The following is a 17192-nucleotide window of genomic DNA, read 5'->3' on the forward strand; positions in this document are numbered from 1 at the left end:
CGTTATCGCGCGCCGATCGCCTTGAATTTGCGAACCTGATCCGTCAGCGCCCGTTCGACCGGCAGCCGCTCCATCGAGGAGGCGCCGTAGAAGCCGTGGCAATTTCGTGTGTTCCTCATGATGAAATCAGCATCGTCCGGATCGGAGATCGGTCCGCCATGAGCGAGCACCAGAATGTCCGGATTGACGCCGAGCGCGGCGGAGGCCCAGGTGTCGATGTGCGCCGGGCAATCCGTCAGCTTGAGTGCGGTCTGCGCGCCGATGGTGCCCCCGGTCGTCAGGCCCAGATGACAGACGATGATATCCGCGCCCGCGATCGCCATCGCGGCGGCTTCCTTCTCGCTAAAGACGTAGGGCGTCGTCAGCAGGTCCTTCTCGCGTGCCTTTGCGATCATGTCGATCTCGAGCGCATAGGACATGCCGGTCTCTTCGAGATTGGCGCGGAACACGCCGTCGATAAGGCCGACGGTCGGAAAGTTCTGCACACCGGCGAAGCCGAGCGCTTTCAATTGGTCCAGAAAAAGATCCATGTCGCGGAACGGATCGGTCCCATTGACGCCGGCGAGCACTGGCGTCCTGGTCACGACGGGCAGCACTTCGCCGGCCATCTCCAGCACGATGGCGTTGGCGTCGCCGTAAGCCATCAATCCCGCGAGCGAGCCTCGGCCGGCCATTCGGTAGCGGCCGGAATTGTAGATGACGATGAGGTCGACACCGCCGGCCTCCTCGCATTTGGCCGAAAGGCCGGTGCCGGCGCCGCCGCCGACGATGGGCTCGCCGCGCCTTGCCATGTCGCGGAAGCGCTTCAACAGTGCAGCGCGTTCAAACCGGGCCATCGGTCACCTCGCTAGTCTCCGGCGCGCCCCAGTGCGGCCGAACAGTGTTCGGAACGCGCTGACAATGGTGGAGGCGAACTCGGGGTCATTGATGTTCTTGGGAACGCGGATGAGCTGACGGTTGGCGGTCTGCCGCACGTTGCGCTCAAGCGTGCGGAACAGCGCCGCATCGGTGTCCGGATCCCAGAACGGCTGTCCTCGCGCGTCGAGCGCGGAGACGCCGCCCTCGGGCAGGAAGAAGCGCACCGGGCCGTCCATCCGGTTGAGTCGATCGGAGATCCAGTGCGCCATGCGCTCGTTCTCCTCCGCCGTGGTCCGCATCAAGGTAACCTGCGGGTTGTGGACGTGGAATTTCCTGCCGCGGTAGCGCTCCGGGATGGTCTCGGGCGCGCCGAAATTCACCATGTCCAGCGCGCCCGCCGAGCCGACATAAGGCACCCGGCTGCGGATGATGGCGCCGAAGCGGTCGTCGGTCGCCGGGAACACGCCACCCATCAGGAGGTCCCCGACCTCCGTGGTCGTGAGGTCGATGACGCCTGCAAGCTGCCCGGAATCGACGAGTGCCTCCATTGAGCGCCCGCCGACGCCGGTGGCGTGGAAAACCAGGCACTCGAAATCTTCGCGCAAGTCGGCCGCGATCTTCTGCACCGCCGGCGTAGTGACACCAAACATGGTGATGCCGACCGACGGCAATCCGCTGTCGCTCCGATCCTTTCCTGCATGCTGATCAAGGCGCGCCTTGACCATGCCGGCCAGCGCGTTGGCGCCGTTGGCCAGCACGGCGCGCGAGATCGAGTTGAGGCCCTGCACGTCGGCGACGGAATGCATCATGGTGATGTCCGCGGGGCCGACATAGGGCCCGACGTCACTGGAGGCGACGGACGAGATGATAAGTTTCGGCACTCCGACAGGAAGGGTCCGCATACCGGGCGCGACCAGTGACGCTGCGCCCGAGCCGCCGGCCGAAATCACGCCGGCAACATTGCTCTGGCGCCGCAGCCAGCTGGCGAAGGCCTCGGCCATCGCGGTGACGGCGGCGCCGCGGTCGGGTCCGAATACCGCCGATCCGCCGCGACCATGGTTCAAGGCGATCTCCTGGGCGGAGACGTCGCTGGTCGCGTGCCTGCCGCTGGTGGAGACATCGACCAGTCGGGTTCGCAGGCCGGTCCCGGCGATGATGTCGCGGATGAAGCGGAGCTCGGTGCTCTTGGTGTCGAGCGTACCGACGACGAGCACGACCGGAGAGCCCTGCGTTTGTGCCGCGACCGGTTCGCGCCGGCGTCGTGCCGTCTCGTCGAGACGCATCACCTGTGTCGAGAACGTGCGGGCCGCAGCCTCGATGCGGGCGATCGGCACCGGTTGCGACCAGCGTGTCGGCGGCGTCGGGTTGGACATGTAGATGCGGATCGCGCCGCCTGGCCGCGTCTGCTGCGGAGAAGGCTTCGGTTCCGTATCCGCCGGCGGCACGTCGAGGTCGAGCTCGAGTCCGGCGTGCATTCCGACACCGAGCAGGCGCTGCTGCAGTTCGCGATCGGCGGCAAGCCGCACCGAATCGATGATGCGGTTGACGCGGCCGTTGACCATGATCGCGACGTTACCCGACACGGCCGTCGCCACGCCGATATTCTGCTCGATCACGAGCACGGACATCTCGCCGTCCTCGCCAAGCCGTAGCAGCATCTCCTCGACCTGGGCCACAATGACCGGCGCGAGCCCCTCGGTGGGCTCGTCCATGATCAGGAGCCGCGGGTTGGTGAGCAACGCGCGGGAGATCGCAAGCATCTGTTGTTCGCCGCCGGAGAGCTGGCCGCCGCCGTGATCCTTGCGCTCGGCCAACCGCGGAAACGTCTTGTAGATGCGCTCGACCGTCCAGGCGCCGCGGCGCAAGCCGGCGGCAAGCTGCAGATGCTCGTCGACACTGAGCGAACGCCATAGCCGCCGTCCCTGCGGAACGTAGCCGACGCCGAGTCGGGCTATGTGGGCGGGCGGCTGCCGGGTGATGTCATCGCCGCGGATACGAATCGAGCCGCCGCTGACCGGCACCAGCCCCATGATGGCCTTGCATAGCGTGGTCTTGCCCATGCCGTTGCGGCCGACGACCGAGAACACGCCGGCCTCGAGCGTCAGGTCCACGCCCTGCAGCGCGTGCGAATGGCCGTAATAGACGTCCAGGCCGCGGACTTCGAGCGCGGCGGCGGTACGGCGGACCTCACTCATGGCCGCCTCCGAGGTAAAGCTCCTGCACTTCGGGATCGGACTCGATCTCCTGCGGACGGCCTTCCTTGAAGATCCGCCCGTTGTGCATCATTGTGACGCTCTCGACGACGCGCAGGGCCACGTCCATGTCGTGCTCGATGATGATGTAACCGATATGCGCGGGCAGGGAGATCAATATCTCGATCAGCTCGGCACGCTCGGTCGGCGACAGTCCCGCGGCGGGTTCATCGAACAGGACGAATCGCGGCGCGCCGGCAAGCGCAAGTGCAATCTCGAGCTGGCGCTGCTGGCCATGCGCGAGCTCGGCAACGCGCTGATCCTTCACGCCCGAGAGATGGACGGCCTGCACGAGATTTTCGGCTGCGTGCATCAACGCATCGTTCTGACCGGGGCGGAGAAACGAGAAGCGCCCGCGTGAGACGCCCCGGCAGGCGAGGTAGACATTGTCCTGGACGGTGAGGCCGGGAAACAGCGCGGAGATCTGGTAAGTCCGGCGCAGGCCACGGCGGATGCGCTCATAGGGCGGGAAGTGCGTGACGTCCTCGCCGAAGAAGCGGATGGTGCCGGAAGAGGGTGGGAAGTCGCCGGTGATGCAGTTGAACAGCGTGGTCTTGCCGGCGCCGTTGGAGCCAAGCACGGCGCGCCGTTCGCCGGGGCGGACGGTAATAGTGATGTCGGTGAGCGCCGCGAGCGCGCCGAACAGACGCGTCACGCCGCGCAGCTCCAGCGCCGCGCCGGCGCCCACGACAGAGAGGCGTTGCGCGACGCTATCCATGGCGGGATCCTTGGGTGGATCCTTGGCCAGAGTCTCGGCCAAGTTCTCGGCCATGTCGTCCACTTGAACTTGCCGCGCCGGAGCGTTGGCGGCGCCGCCAGCTCTGCCAGAGCCCGATGACGCCGTCGGAGGACCAGAACACGATGGCGAGGAAGCCGAGGCCGATCAGGAGCCGAAAGCGGTTGCCGTCGAGCCCCAGCTTGACCAGGAAGTCGAGTGCGAAGGTGCGCAGCAGCACGAAGATCAGCGCGCCGATAAAGGGTCCGACGGGGCGCGTGATGCCGCCGACGATCGCGATGATAAGGATATCGATGCACGCTCCAACGCTCACGGATCCCGGCGAAATCTGCCGGTAGTTCCAGACCTGGAGTACCCCAGCCAGCGCCGCGACGAAGGACGCGAAGGCGTAGGCCGCAACGCGATGCGCATTGACGTTGAAGCCGAGCGCTGCCATGCGGCGGGGATTGTCGCGTACGCCTTGCAGCGCGAGGCCGAACGGTGCGCGGGAGATGTAGTCCACGGCGAAGTAGCACAGCGCGGCTACCGCGAGGACGATATAATAGAAGGGAATGTCGGCACGCCAGTTGACGCCCCAGAAATGCGGCGTGGCAACGGTATTGATGCCGGTATGGCCGTTGAAAATCGCCCAATTCTGGTTGGTGAAATAATAGAACGCCGCGCCGATTGCGAGCGTGATCATGATGGTGTAGATGCCCTCGGTGCGTACCGCCAGCGCGCCGCCGAGCGTGCCGAAGATGGTCGCGAGCGCGAGCGCCATCGGGACCGCAAGCCACCACGGCCAGCCCAGGCTGATATTGGCGTTACCGCTGACGCCAAACACCGCGACCATATAGGCCGAGAAACCGGCGATGGTGAGCTGCATCAGGCTGACCATGCCGCCATAGCCGGCAAGAAACATCAGACTCAGCGCCATGGTTCCGAGGATCAGCGTGGTCGCAAAGATCTCGATCAGGAAGAAGCCGTTGGCGATCAGGGGCATGATCAGGAGAATGGCCGCGACGGTCCAGGCCGCCGGATTGTCGATCTCCGGCCATCCGCGCAATCTGGAGCGTTGCACAGCAGCGGTGGGACGAACCGGGACGCGGGCGTCGTGGGCGAGGGACATGTCAGCCCCTCGCCAACAGGCCCTGCGGCCGAACTGCCAGCACCAGAACCATGATCAGGAAGGTCACGACGATGGCGTAGGTTGGGATGTAGACCGAGCCGAGCTGCTCGGCGAGGCCGATGATAAGCGCGCCCAGCGCAGCCCCCGGGATCGAGCCCATGCCGCCGACGATCACGACGACGAGGGAGGCGAGCAGAAAGCGGATATCCTCGCCGGGCGAGAGCGACTGGAACGTTCCGCCGACGACGCCGGCGACGCCGGCGAGGCCGGCGCCGAGCGCAAACACCACCACGAAAACGAGTTGGATCCGCACTCCGGTCGCCGCCAGGATGTCGCGATCGTCGACCCCGGCGCGGATGATCATGCCGATGCGCGTGCGGTTGAGCGCCAGCCACATCGCCACGCCGATCACGACGGAGGCGGCGAAGATCACGAGTCGGACCATGGGATAGCGGAGATAGACCGGCTCGCCTGAGGATTTGACCGCGGTGACCAGCGGCAGCTCCACAGGTCCGATCAACCAGTTCGGGGTCTGGATCTGATAGAAATCGCCGCCGCAGGCCCACAGCATCAAATCTGCGAACACGATCGAGAGACCGATCGTCACCATGGTCTGGCGCAGGTCCTGGCCCTCCATGCGGCGGAAGACGAGGACCTGGAGCAGGACGCCGACCAGTGCCGTCAGGATGAAAGCGACGATGAAGCTGAGGACCCATGAACCGGTCGCGGCGCTGATGGCGTAGCCGACATAGCCGCCGAACAAATAGAGTGAGCCGTGCGCGAGGTTGACGTTGCGCATCAGGCCGAAGATCAGCGTAAAACCGCTGGCGACGAGGAAATAGAGACCGCCGAGTGTGATGCCGTTGAACAGAGCGTTGAGGAAGACCCGCTTGCGGCCGAACGCATCTTCAACGCCCTGCGGCCAGACCGCGAAAATCAGCCAGAGTGCTAACGCGATCGCGATGATGACGATCAGTGCCCAGGCGGGATGGCGTTCGACAAAGCGGGTCATGATCGCCGCTCCGTCTTCACGTCACCCCATCTCTCGCCCCGCAAGCGGAGCGAAGGGGCACGCAGACCGTTGCCGGCCGCAAGCCCTGCCATGCACGTGCGCTCCCTATCGCGCGCGATCCTCGTTTCGGGACCGCGTTTGGCGCATCCTAATGCGGCTGTAAGGGAGGCGCTTGATCGTGAGTATCTTTTCGCGTGGCCTCAGGCGCGCAAAACCTTGGCCGCGCGGCGATAATCTGTCGGCGCCATGCCGACGTTGGCGGCGAAGAAGCGGGTGAATCCGCTCTGCGATGAGAAGCCGAGATCGAAGCCGATATCAGCGATCGGCGCTTCGCTCGCCACCAGCGCCTCCAGTGCCTGCTCCATCATCAGCGTATTGAGATAGAGGTGTGGCGTGACGCCGGTCTGGGTGCGGAAGAGCCGGTAGAAATGCGGCCGCGACAGGCCGGATTCGCGCGCGATGGTGTCGAGCTCGATCTCGGCGCCAGGACTCTCCGACATCATCTTGATGCATTTGCGAACGCGAAAATCCGTGACGGAGCCGTTTGCGCGTGGATCGCGCGCGGTCGCCGCCTGTTGCCAGCTTTCGTCGTAACAGATGTCGATCAGGCTTCTCAGCTCGCCATCGAGGCTGTTGAGCGAGGGAGCGCCGCACACGAGGGCGGCTGCGTGCCTGATATGCTTGTCCAGCGCAACGGACCGCGTGAACTGGGTGCGGCCGAAGCGCAGGCGGTCGGCGCCGGGCGCATCGGGCGCAAACCACTCGGCATTGACGTAGAGCACGAAGAAAACGGCGCCGCCTTCGAGATCGGACGGCAAGAAATTATGCGGCTCCCACGGATTGACCGCGACGACGGACCCTTCGGTGAGCTCGTAGCGTCCGTCGCTGACATCGATGCATGCGGAACGCCCGCCGACATGGAAGATCAAATGACCTTCGCGATGTGCGTGGATGTTGAAAGGGCGGTTCAACTGATAGACCGTCGCCCGACCAAAGCGGCCGTGGAAGACGGCGAGCGCCCGGCTCATGCCTCTCCTCCCAAAAGCTCTTGTATTTTTTGGTAGCGTTCAACAACCGGGGAGAGAATGCAAGGGCGCACGTGTCGCGCTTCTGGCAAATCTCTCCCCGGCCGGTCCACGTTCGCGAATGAGACTAGGTCAGTATTTCTTACATTCCGGTACTGTGCGGCTCGGTAAACCGATTTTGGCGAACACCGCGGGATCGTAGCCCAGGGTTTGGTTGACGTTCGGGATCACGTTCACGACCTTTGAGAACAGCGCGCCCTTGCCGTCGTCGACAACCTCGGTGACGAAGTTGGTGCCGATCGCCTGGCGGTTGGAGTCCAGCTTGATCTTTCCGTTGGGTGCGTCGAGTTCGATCTTGGCAAGGGCCTCCTTGTACTTGGCTTGATTGTTGGAGAGATCTCCGTTGACCTGGCGCAGCGCCAGGATCAGCGCCATTGTCGAGCCATAATAGTTGGTGGCGAGCAGCGATGGGCTCGGGAAGCGCTTGTTGGGCGGGAAGGCGTCCTGATAGTCCTTCACGAACTTCTGCCAACTCGGGTTCTCCCAGGTGTCGGCCTGGCCGCTCGCGGCCAGCGTGCCAATCAGGGCATTCTTGGCGTTTCCCTTGGACGACAGGATGGTCTGGTCGATCATGATCGAGCCGCCCATCAGATGCGCCTTGCCGCCGGCCTGCTGGTATTGGTTCAGGAAGTTGACGGCGTCGGCGCCGCCGAGGCCGAGATAGATTGCGTCGACGTCGTCGGGCAGTGCGGCGATAACCGAGGCAAAGTCCTTGGTGCCGAGCGGCACCCATTGCCGGTTGGTGACCTGTCCGCCAGCACCGCAGAACTCGAGCACGAGGCCGAACACCTGCGTATAGATGAAGGAATAGTCTTCGCCCACGGTCGCGATCTTGCGATACTTCTTTTGGTCATAAGCGTATTTGCCGAGGCCCACCTGCCATTGCGCCCCGTCCATGTTGTAGCGGAAAAAGTTCGGAGCGGGATCGACATAGGTCGTTTCCTGGGCCCCGGAGGCGGCATTGATGAAGGTCAGTTCGGGATGGGTCTTTGCAAAATTCTTGACCGCGATGCCTTCGTCGCCAGAGAGCGGCGACAGCAGGATCTGTACCTTGTCCTGCTCGATCAGCTTGCGCACGGCTCGCACGGCGGAGTCCGGCGTCGCGTCGGTCGAAGCGATGACAAATTCGAGTTCCTTGTCGCCGACCTTCTTGCCGAGCACGTTGAGGGCCGTCTGGAAGCCGCGGATACCGTCCTCGCCGAGCACGGTGTAGGTACCTTCGAGCGTCGCGGTGACGCCGACCTTGATCTTCTCCTGTGCGAAGGCGGTGCCTGAAAGTAACAGGCTGCTCAACGCGATCAGTCCTAGACTGCCTTTCAACATTGCTCTCCTCCCAGGGCGTTCTTTGTCGCTGTTTTTCACCGCGCCCTGACGCGTCCGCCGCGCGGTGCGGCGTTCGGACAAGGCCAACGGTTCTTGAAAGGGAGGCTATCCGAACTCGGATGCAGTGCACGTGTCGGAGCCGTGGGCGGTTTAACGAGCAGTCTCATTTTGAATGTTGCGTCGCGATTAACATCGCGGTGCAACAGGCGTCAGGCTTCCCGAATTGGCACCGGCCAGCCGCATGGCGGTTGCGACTGCGGCCGCTCGAATAGAGGAGAAATCAATCGTAGGCGTTGCGTGATTTCGCCGCGCGCGGCACTCGCTGGTTATACGTTGTGGCAGGCGATTGTCCGACCGTCCGCACCGACGGATCGAAGTTGTGGCACATCGACGAGACAGCGATCGCTGGCCATTGGACAGCGGGGCGCATACGCACAACCGCGCGGTCGCGTGAAGAGACTTGGCGGTTCACCCATTTCGATCGCACCCTGGATCCGTTTCGATGGATCGGGCTTCGGAATTGCTGCCACCAACGCGCGCGTATAGGGATGGAGCGGACAATCGAGGACCGTCCGCGTCCCGGCCTGCTCCACGATCCGGCCCATATACATGACAGCAACGCGGCTGCTGATCTGTCCGATCACGCCAAGGTCGTGCGAGATGAAGAGCATCGACAGTCCCAACTGGTCACGCAGATCCATCATCAGATTGAGCACCTGCGCCTGCACGGAAACGTCGAGGGCCGAGACCGGCTCGTCGGCAACGATGATGGACGGGGTGGGAAGAATGGCGCGTGCGATTCCGACCCGCTGCCGCTGCCCGCCACTCAGCTCGTAGGGATAGCGAGCGGCGAAAGAGGGGTTCAACCCGACGGCCGTCAAGGTGGCAGCTATGGCCGCGCTTCGCTCGGCGCGGCTCTTGAAGAAGCCGCTGATGTCGGCCGCCTCCGCCACCGAATCTCCAATTGCGCGCCGCGGGTTGAGCGATGCATTGGGATCCTGGAAAACCATTCGAACACTTAGACGCTTCTCACGGAGGCCGGAGCCGCCGGCTCCGATCAATTCGGTTCCCTTCAATTTGATGTTGCCGCTGTCGGGCTGGACCAGCCCGACGAGGGTGCGGCCCAGCGTGGTCTTGCCGCAGCCGGACTCGCCGACAATCCCGAGGACCTCGCCTTCGGCCAGCGACAGCGATACACCATCCACCGCCTGCACCCGGTATTTCCGACCGGCTCGCCTGGCACTGAACGAGACCATCATGTCCCGGACGTCGAGGATGGCATTGCCGCTCATGGCAGCTCCCCGCCGGCCAGTGGAAATGCGCAGAGCACCTCGTGCCCTTGGGAGGCCTCCAGGCGAGGCGGGGTCGCCACGCGGCACTCATCGCGTACCGCTGCGCAACGCAAGGCAAACACGCAGCCAGCAGCGACCGAACCTGGCAGCGGCGGCTGACCAGAAATTGTAGGCAGCCGGCGCGCGCCGGAATTTCGCGACGGCATGCAATCCATCAGTCCGCGGGTGTAATGATGACGGGGTGCGCTGAACAGCGCATCGACTGCCGCGGTTTCCACAATCCGGCCGGCGTACATGACAGCAACGCGATCGGCGAGCTGCGCAATGACTCCCATGTCGTGGGTGATGAACAATATCGCCATATCTAGCCGATTGCAGAGCTCGCGCAAGAGCCCGAGAATCTGAACCTGTATGGTGACGTCCAGCGCGGTGGTCGGTTCATCGGCGACCAGCACCTGTGGCCTGCAGGCCAGCGCAATCGCGATCATGACCCGCTGGCGTTGGCCTCCCGACAACTGATGTGGATACGCGGACAGCTGCATTTTGGGGTCGGGCATGCGGACCAGTTCGAGCAGCTCGCGAGCGCGGACGAGCGCCGCTGCGCCCGAAATTCCCTCATGCACGCGTACGGCTTCGGCGATCTGATCGCCGATCCGACGGACCGGGTTGAGTGAGGTCATCGGCTCCTGAAAGATCATTGCCATGCGGCCATGGCCGGCTTCGACACGTTGCCAGGGCTGCAGCTGCGTTACGTCGCAGCCCTCCAACAGGACCCGCCCGGCCCGGACCCGAGGACCGGGCTGCGGCAGCAATCCCATGACCGCAAGCGAGGTCATGCTCTTTCCACAACCGGACTCGCCGACGAGACCAAGGATCTCGCCCTTGGCCAATCCGAAGGACACGCCCGCGACGATGTCGACCGGCGCGGTTTCCGGCCCCACTGACACCGTAAGGTCGCAAACTGTCAGCACGGCCTAACCCTTCTCACCGAAGACTTGACGGAACCGCGGATCGAGTCGATCGCGCAATGCATCGCCGACTAGGTTCAGAGAAAATGCCGTCGCCACGATCATCATGCCCGGGAAGAAGAGCAGCCACGGAGCGCGCGTGATGAAGGTCCGCGATTCCGCCAGCATATTGCCCCAGCTCGGAATGTCCGGCGGGGCGCCGAGGCCCAGGAAGTCGAGTGAAGCCGCGCCGAGCTGCGCGAACGCGAAGACGAAGCTGGCCTGCACGAGAAGTGGTGAGACCAGGTTCGGCAAGATGTGCCGACTGATGAGCCACGCCGCTCCGGCGCCCATGCTGCGAGACGCCTCGACGTAGGTTTCCGCGCGCAAGCGCAGTGTCAGTCCATAGACGATGCGGGTCGTCGTCGTCATGTAGCCGATCCCGATGGCCAGAATGACGGTGGCCACACTCGGGCTCAAGATGACAATCAGGCCGAGTGCGAGAAGCAGAGTCGGGAAAGCCATCAGCACGTCGACTATGCGCATCAGCAGGTGACCCAGCCGCGGGAACAGAGCGGAGAGTACGCCGGCGGGAACGCCTGTCGCGAGAGCGAAGACGACCACGCCGGAGCCGATCAGAAGCGCCATGCGTGCTGAATGAATGGTGCGCGACAGGGTATCCCGGCCGAATTGATCGGTGCCAAACCAGTGGGTCACGTTCGGCGGCGTCAGACGGATCAGGGGATCGATGGCATACGGATCGTAAGGCGACAGCCAGGGTGCGAAGACCGCGGCGAGCACAGTCGCCAGAAGAACCCCGAGCCCGGCCAGCGCGATCGGGCGGGCGATGAACGGCTTGAGCCACAATGTCACGCTGTTGCTACTCATTGAAGTTCAACCCGCGGATCGAGCAGACGATAGCTCAGATCGACGATCAGATTGATCAGGAGATAAACCACCACGATGACCAGGATGACGCCCTGGATCACAGGGTAGTCTCGGCGAAGGATCGACTGAACGACGAGGCGACCGATGCCGGGCAGGGCAAACACGGTTTCGGTCACCACCGCTTCGGACAGTAGTGCGGCGAAGGTGAAGCCGAAGGCCGAGACGACCGCCAGGAGTGCATTACGCCAGATGTGGCGACGCACGACCTGCCACGGCCGAATTCCCTTTGCACGGGCCGTGCGCACGTAGTCCTCCCGGGAGACGTCGAGCATGCTGGCGCGCGTCAGCCGCAGGATCAAAGCGGCATTCGGAGCCGCAAGCGCCAGGCTTGGGAGGACGAGATAGCGGAGATTGAGGACACCACCTTCGAAGATCGACGGATAACCGGAGCTCGGAAACCAACCGAGCCAGGCGGCAAAGATCAGGATCAGATAGAGCCCGACCCAGAACGTGGGTATCGAGGCCATCAGCATCGCCCCGCCGGACAATCCCTGATCGAGCCACGTGCCGTGCCGGACCGCCGCAATCATGCCGATCGGCACCCCGATGACCGCAACCCAGATCATCGTCATGGTGGCGAGCAAAGTGCTGGTCTCGGCGCCATCGGCAATTACCGACAGCACGGGCGCCTGGAAGAAGATCGACCGCCCGAGGTCGCCCTCGAGCACATGGCAGGCCCAAGTGAGATATTGCAGGATAATCGGTTGGTCGAGACCGAGCTGGTGTCGCAAGGCGTCGATCTGGTCGGGGGTCGCGGTGTCACCGAGCAGAACATAAATCGGGTCACCCGGCACGATATGGATGAACGCGAAGATGATGATGGACGCTGCCAGCAGCGTCACCGCCGTCGTTGCTGCGCGCTTGAATGCGTAAGACCACATGTGATTGAGCGCCTGGTCAGCTGCAACGATGCGCGCCGGCGCCGGCGCTCGACAGTCTTCGCGGCCTCATTGCCCGTCCTTATTTCGTGGACACATTCCAGAACACGGGGCCGTTTGGGTTGAGCCCCTTGAGCTTGGGAGAAGCAATGTCATAGGTGTAGGCATCGCCTACTTTCATCACCGGTACCTGCTCATAGATCAGCGACTGGATCTTGCCCCAAGTCGACTTGCGCGCGGCTGGATCGGTCGTGTTGATCAACTCTGTCCGAAGCGAGCCGATCTCGGGGCTGTCCCACCAGCCGGGATAGCTCGCATTCAAGAACGTGAGCAGCAGCGGGTCGGGCGCGAAGGAATGGTGGGTGACGAAGATGTCCCATTGTTCCGGCTGGCCGCGCATCTTCAGAAGGGTAGCCCAATCGACGACCATCATCTGAACATTGATCCCGGCGTCGGCCAGCTGGCGGGTGAAGACGGAGGCTTCGTCATAGTGTGCCTGGTAGTTCGTCGAGACCAGCAGGCGGATCGGCGTCCCCGTGTAGTCCGCCTCCTTTGCGAGCTCCTTGGCCTTCTTCGGGTCGTGCGCACTGTAATTGGAGACGCCTTCGCTCGAGTACCAGGGTGTGCCGTTTGGAAAGATCGATCCTTCGGCATTCCACAGGTCCTTGGGACCGAAGGCGACGCGCAGCGCCTGCGACTTGTCCAGCGCGGTCTGGATAGCGCGACGGAGCTTGTAATTGTCCTTCAGGATTCCCTGCTTCGAGTTCATGAAGAACAGGCCGAAGATCGGCGCGTTGGTACGCTGCACCTGAACCGATGGATCTTTGCTCAGGGATTCGTACAGATCACCGGAGATCATTTCCGCATAGTCGTAGTCGCCCGCCTGCACGCCGCTCACGCGCGTGCCGACGTCTGGCACCGGAATGAAACGGATCTTGTCGAAGCTCGCAACGCGGGCGCCGGCGAAGCCGTCGGCCTTTTCCTTCACCGGCTTGTAGCCCTCGAACCTCTCCACCTCGACATAGCGGTTCGGCCGCCACTCCATGAACTTGTAAGGCCCGGTGCCGATATATTCTTTTTGCTCGATCGGCCGGTTCCCCGCTTTGGCGGCTATGTCTTCCGGATAAATCGCAAGACCGCCATTGACGTCCGCAATGAGAGCCTTCCAGGCGCCGTTCGGCGCGGACAATTTCAGGGTGACTTCATACTGTCCGGTGGCCTCAACCGACGTAGCCGCCGCCATCAGGAGCTTGCCGCGGGCACCGAAACTGCCCCATCGCGTCATCGAGGCGGCCACGTCCTTGGCGGTCATCTCCTTGCCGTTGTGGAAGAGGACACCTTCGCGGAGCTTGATGACGATGGTCCGACCGCCGTCTTCCGTGCGATCGCTCTCGGCCAGCATCGGACGCGGCGTATAGGTCGAATCCAGCGCATACAGGGTCTCGAAGATGTGGCGGCCGATGACCGATGCGACGTCGGCTGTCGTCAGCATGACATCGAGCGGCGGCGGTTCTCCGATGGTGGCTTCGCGCAGCAGCGTGGCGGCATTGGCCTGTGCAAGCAAGAATGACGCGGTGGCCAGCCCCACGACGCCACGCATCAAGACACTTGGACCGTATCTCATGATCGCCCTCCCGCCTTGCTGACCGCCTGCTTCCCGGTGCAGGGGATGTGCCTTTCAGCAGTTGGGCTGCTGGCACGCTATTGGTTGTTTGAAAGTTACATACAAAATTTGCCAATTATCAAGCGGAAAATGCTATTCTTGATGGGGCATGCCGATATACGTTTGGTCGATGCTGAAGGTTTCTTACGGCAGCTTCCCGCCAAGGGCGCAGGTGGATCTGACCTGGGGAAGGGCAAGCAATGGCGCGTGCAAAGCGAAATCATCCGGCGAGAGCCGTTGGTGCAGCGATCTCGAAGCCGTCGGGCGACGACAATGTCGTGGCCGGCGACATCATCTCCCTTATCAGGCAGAGCGCTCCAAGCCTCAGTCCATCGGAGCAGCGCGTTGCCACGGTGCTGCTGGCCGATATGGAATTTGCCGTTCACGCCAGCAATTCCGAGCTGGCCCGTCGGGCGCGCGTCAGCGAGCCGACGGTAACCCGGTTCAGCCGCTCCGTCGGTTGCCGGGGCGTCCGCGATCTCAAGGTGAGGCTGGCTCAAGCAATGGCGGTTGGGCGGATTTACGTTGAGCCTCCCCCGCATCTCGGGACCGATCTGGCACGCCCCGCGCTCTGGCGGTCGGTGTTTCAGGAAATTCGTCGTGCAATTGCCGCTGCCGAGGAGGGACTTCGCAAGGACGACATCGAGAGGGCTGCCGAAGCGATCTCCCGCTGTTCGAAGCTTGCTGCGTTCGGGGTGGGGGGCGGTTCCACTCTTGCGGCGGCGGAAGTTCAGAACCGGTTCTTTCGTCTTGGGATCGCCGTCTCGCATGCCTCCGATCCGAGCTTGATGCGCATGATCGCCGCGACCTTCGGGCGGAATGACGTCGTCGTTGCCATCTCGACCACCGGTGCGGCGAACGAAGTGATCGAGGCAGCCACTATCGCCAAGCAATACGGCGCCTTGGTCGTCGCAATTACAAAGCCGCAAAGCAGGCTGGCCTCAATCGCCGATATTGCGCTTGGCGTGCACGTGCCCGAAGCGCCAGACGCGCTTAAGCCGACCGCGTCGCGCTATGCATTTCTCGCCACCATCGATCTGCTCGCAGCGTCAACCGCCTATTGCAAGCCGCTCGAAGCCCAGGCCCGCATGCGGCGGATCAAATACGAGTTGCTGAAGGGGAGCGACGGGGACGCCAAAGGGCCGCTGGGGGACTGAAATATTTACAGTGGCCCAATGAGGATTTGGTCGGTGCATGCCGCTCGCAAGTGGCAACATCAATCGCGCTGTGAAACCTGAACCGCACATCCCGCAGAAAAACCATCCGGCAGGATGCGGTGTTCAAAGCCGGCAACGAAGGCTATCAGCGGCAGACGTAGCTGCCATTGACCAGCACGCGGACACATGCCGTGCCGACAGCGGCTGCACCGACTGCCGCGCCGCCGACGACCGCGCGCCTGGTGGTGCGCCGTGCTACGCCGGCGACTGATACGGGCGTCAAGGGCCGCCCGACTCGTGCTTCAGCCCGGCCGAGCGAGAGCGAAAGGCCTTCCTCCGCCGACCAGTCGATCGAGCCGGACACTCCGAGGGCGACCACGGCAACCGCGAGTGATAGCTTTGTGACCAAACCACGCTTCATGATAGTCTCCGCCTGTGAGAGTGAATTTGGATCGCTCCACGGACTGGCGCTCGGACCATTGATCAAGATCAAGGAACCGTCGAATCGTGAAGCTGTTAAGCGAAAGCGAAACACCAGAACGATTCAGTCGGGTTCGGGTACATGCGTCACCCTTTTCGCCGCTTTTTTACTTCTGTATGCAGAGCGGCCTGAGTGTCTCGTCGCTGCTGTGCGCTTTCGCGTATTCCATCAGCGCCGTCCGGGCTGCTTCGCAACGCTCTGCGCTTGAAATTCTTGTGTCGATATGACGGCGCCATTCGCGACGCCAAGCCAGCTGATGACGACCAGAACATAGGTCATGGTATCCTCCCCTCAGCCGTCACCTCCTGAGCGCAGATTAGCGCGAGAGGCGGCTTAATGAGCGCCGTCCATCGCGCCATCATAAAGCTCTATTGGCACACGTACATGATGCCTTCGCCGCCCTTCACCAACGAGCCTGGGACGCAACCGATGCCGTTGCGCGCCGCATAGTCGGTCCAGCCGCTATAGCCGTAGCTCCACGGTCCGCCAAAATAATAGGCTCGCACCGCGTACCAGGGCAGACCGTCATTCGTGTAGTAGTGACCGCGATAATAGGGAGTGACGTATAATCGCGTCGCCGCTTGCGCCTTGTCGACCTGCAGCGAAATTCCGCCTTGGTCGTTCCAGCCGATGGACAACGTCGTGCCGCATACGAGGACGGCGACAGCAGCGGCAATCTTCCTTGCGCTCGCTGAGTTCATGGACCTTCTCCAAAAATGAACTTCAACGTCATAAGACCAACGCAGCACCAGGGCCGTGGCTTGCTTTAGATCAAGGGATTCAACAAATCGCATCTGCTTCGTCTTCGATTTTACCGGGTCAAGTTCGGATCGCGTTAAGGGAATCTGGATGACGACGCTTTGACGTCGAGTGCAGCCCGCCGGGTCGCATCGGAAAGCATGCTGTCACGTGGTGCGCCGGCTCTCTCCACACTTGAGCCAAAAATGCCATCGTGCGAACGCTTCTCGCTCGAATGCGTCAGGCCGTCGGTGACAAGCTCCGAGACGGCATGACGCGTTTGGATCTGCTCTTCATCATTTCTGCCGGCGTAGGCTCGTGTTGCGCCGCGACCAATTTGTTGAAGGCGAAGAATAGCCGGGCGGTGATACCGCCTTTCCATCGGTGCTCATCAGGAAGCGCCTCGGCCGCCAGGCGTGACCAGCTTCTTGCCTCGGCCATCCAGGCCGTTTGGTTTGTCGGATCCTCGCTTGCAAGCTGCCGGCAAAGTGCTGCACGCGAGCTCAGTTCGAATTGGCTCATCATCGGCCCTCCCTGCCAGAAGCTCGATGTACGCGGTGAGAATTCTGCCTTGCCTGCTGCATCTCTGCAATTGCCCTCCCGGCCATCGTACCAAAGGGCATGTCACTGACACTGACCAAGCCGTGCGGCACTACGCGAGGCCCTGTTTGGGACAATTCAATTCGTTGATCTGGCTCAAGCGAAGCCGCGTTC

General features: G+C 62.9%; 16 protein-coding genes. 1 reads left to right on the forward strand and 15 read right to left on the reverse strand.

Going from position 1 to position 17192, the window contains the following annotated elements:
- Positions 1–2 precede the first annotated feature (2 nt).
- The 12 genes from N551_RS0125475 to N551_RS0125530 form a co-directional block, all read right to left on the reverse strand.
- A complete protein-coding gene (locus tag N551_RS0125475) occupies positions 3–836 on the reverse strand; it encodes a phosphoenolpyruvate hydrolase family protein (RefSeq protein ID WP_027517172.1) in 834 nt (277 codons plus the stop codon).
- Between the two features lie 3 nt (positions 837–839).
- Positions 840–3053 (reverse strand): ABC transporter permease, encoded by a 2214-nt coding sequence (locus N551_RS0125480; RefSeq protein ID WP_027569317.1) that lies wholly within the window; start codon positions 3051–3053, stop codon positions 840–842.
- Entirely contained in the window at positions 3046–3828 is a 783-nt protein-coding gene (locus N551_RS0125485) for an ABC transporter ATP-binding protein (RefSeq protein WP_027569318.1), read from the reverse strand. Before N551_RS0125485 ends, N551_RS0125480 begins: the two co-directional genes overlap by 8 nt.
- A complete protein-coding gene (locus N551_RS0125490; RefSeq protein WP_027569319.1) occupies positions 3821–4954 on the reverse strand; it encodes a branched-chain amino acid ABC transporter permease in 1134 nt (377 codons plus the stop codon). The genes N551_RS0125485 and N551_RS0125490 overlap by 8 nt, the downstream gene beginning before the upstream one ends.
- A 1-nt stretch (position 4955) precedes the next feature.
- The gene (locus tag N551_RS0125495) at positions 4956–5966 is read right to left on the reverse strand and encodes a branched-chain amino acid ABC transporter permease (protein ID WP_027569320.1); all 1011 of its coding nucleotides are present in this window, start codon (positions 5964–5966) and stop codon (positions 4956–4958) included.
- Positions 5967–6166: 200 nt separating this feature from the next.
- Entirely contained in the window at positions 6167–6994 is an 828-nt protein-coding gene (locus N551_RS0125500) for an AraC family transcriptional regulator (protein ID WP_027569321.1), read from the reverse strand.
- 129 nt (positions 6995–7123) lie between these two features.
- Positions 7124–8374, reverse strand: coding sequence for an ABC transporter substrate-binding protein (locus tag N551_RS0125505; protein ID WP_007593010.1), 1251 nt, complete (start codon positions 8372–8374; stop codon positions 7124–7126).
- 326 nt (positions 8375–8700) lie between these two features.
- Complete coding sequence (locus N551_RS0125510) at positions 8701–9666, reverse strand: ABC transporter ATP-binding protein (RefSeq protein WP_027569322.1); 966 nt, start codon at positions 9664–9666, stop codon at positions 8701–8703.
- Positions 9663–10637, reverse strand: a complete 975-nt coding sequence (locus N551_RS0125515; protein ID WP_027569323.1) for an ABC transporter ATP-binding protein — start codon at positions 10635–10637, stop codon at positions 9663–9665. Before N551_RS0125515 ends, N551_RS0125510 begins: the two co-directional genes overlap by 4 nt.
- Before the next feature lie 3 nt (positions 10638–10640).
- Entirely contained in the window at positions 10641–11486 is an 846-nt protein-coding gene (locus tag N551_RS0125520; protein WP_245287846.1) for an ABC transporter permease, read from the reverse strand.
- An 11-nt stretch (positions 11487–11497) separates the two neighbouring features.
- Positions 11498–12442 carry an ABC transporter permease gene (locus N551_RS0125525; RefSeq protein WP_027569325.1) on the reverse strand — a complete coding sequence of 315 codons (945 nt, stop codon included), beginning with the start codon at positions 12440–12442 and terminating at the stop codon, positions 11498–11500.
- A gap of 79 nt (positions 12443–12521) precedes the next feature.
- A complete protein-coding gene (locus tag N551_RS0125530) occupies positions 12522–14063 on the reverse strand; it encodes an ABC transporter substrate-binding protein (RefSeq protein WP_027569326.1) in 1542 nt (513 codons plus the stop codon).
- 317 nt (positions 14064–14380) lie between these two features.
- Here N551_RS0125530 and N551_RS0125535 point away from each other — a divergent pair, with 317 nt between their 5' ends.
- Positions 14381–15259, forward strand: a complete 879-nt coding sequence (locus N551_RS0125535; protein WP_245287847.1) for a MurR/RpiR family transcriptional regulator — start codon at positions 14381–14383, stop codon at positions 15257–15259.
- Between the two features lie 145 nt (positions 15260–15404).
- Here the strand turns inward: N551_RS0125535 and N551_RS0125540 are convergent, their stop codons facing one another.
- From N551_RS0125540 to N551_RS36240, 3 genes are all read right to left on the reverse strand, one after another.
- Complete coding sequence (locus N551_RS0125540; protein WP_027569328.1) at positions 15405–15680, reverse strand: hypothetical protein; 276 nt, start codon at positions 15678–15680, stop codon at positions 15405–15407.
- 428 nt (positions 15681–16108) lie between these two features.
- Positions 16109–16441, reverse strand: coding sequence for a hypothetical protein (locus N551_RS0125550; RefSeq protein ID WP_027569329.1), 333 nt, complete (start codon positions 16439–16441; stop codon positions 16109–16111).
- 277 nt (positions 16442–16718) lie between these two features.
- On the reverse strand, positions 16719–17003 hold the full coding sequence (locus N551_RS36240) for a hypothetical protein (RefSeq protein WP_245287848.1): 285 nt from the start codon (positions 17001–17003) through the stop codon (positions 16719–16721).
- Positions 17004–17192 lie beyond the last annotated feature (189 nt).

Origin of the sequence: Bradyrhizobium sp. URHA0013 (genome assembly GCF_000518345.1) — a bacterium.
Lineage (GTDB): Bacteria > Pseudomonadota > Alphaproteobacteria > Rhizobiales > Xanthobacteraceae > Bradyrhizobium.

Coding starts and splice junctions, on each gene's coding strand:
- N551_RS0125475 (WP_027517172.1), bottom strand. CDS start 836: ATGGCCCGGTTTGAACGCGCTGCACTGTTGAAGCGCTTCCGCGACATG.
- N551_RS0125480 (WP_027569317.1), bottom strand. CDS start 3,053: ATGAGTGAGGTCCGCCGTACCGCCGCCGCGCTCGAAGTCCGCGGCCTG.
- N551_RS0125485 (WP_027569318.1), bottom strand. CDS start 3,828: ATGGATAGCGTCGCGCAACGCCTCTCTGTCGTGGGCGCCGGCGCGGCG.
- N551_RS0125490 (WP_027569319.1), bottom strand. CDS start 4,954: ATGTCCCTCGCCCACGACGCCCGCGTCCCGGTTCGTCCCACCGCTGCT.
- N551_RS0125495 (WP_027569320.1), bottom strand. CDS start 5,966: ATGACCCGCTTTGTCGAACGCCATCCCGCCTGGGCACTGATCGTCATC.
- N551_RS0125500 (WP_027569321.1), bottom strand. CDS start 6,994: ATGAGCCGGGCGCTCGCCGTCTTCCACGGCCGCTTTGGTCGGGCGACG.
- N551_RS0125505 (WP_007593010.1), bottom strand. CDS start 8,374: ATGTTGAAAGGCAGTCTAGGACTGATCGCGTTGAGCAGCCTGTTACTT.
- N551_RS0125510 (WP_027569322.1), bottom strand. CDS start 9,666: ATGAGCGGCAATGCCATCCTCGACGTCCGGGACATGATGGTCTCGTTC.
- N551_RS0125525 (WP_027569325.1), bottom strand. CDS start 12,442: ATGTGGTCTTACGCATTCAAGCGCGCAGCAACGACGGCGGTGACGCTG.
- N551_RS0125530 (WP_027569326.1), bottom strand. CDS start 14,063: ATGAGATACGGTCCAAGTGTCTTGATGCGTGGCGTCGTGGGGCTGGCC.
- N551_RS0125540 (WP_027569328.1), bottom strand. CDS start 15,680: ATGAAGCGTGGTTTGGTCACAAAGCTATCACTCGCGGTTGCCGTGGTC.
- N551_RS0125550 (WP_027569329.1), bottom strand. CDS start 16,441: ATGAACTCAGCGAGCGCAAGGAAGATTGCCGCTGCTGTCGCCGTCCTC.
- N551_RS36240 (WP_245287848.1), bottom strand. CDS start 17,003: ATGATGAGCCAATTCGAACTGAGCTCGCGTGCAGCACTTTGCCGGCAG.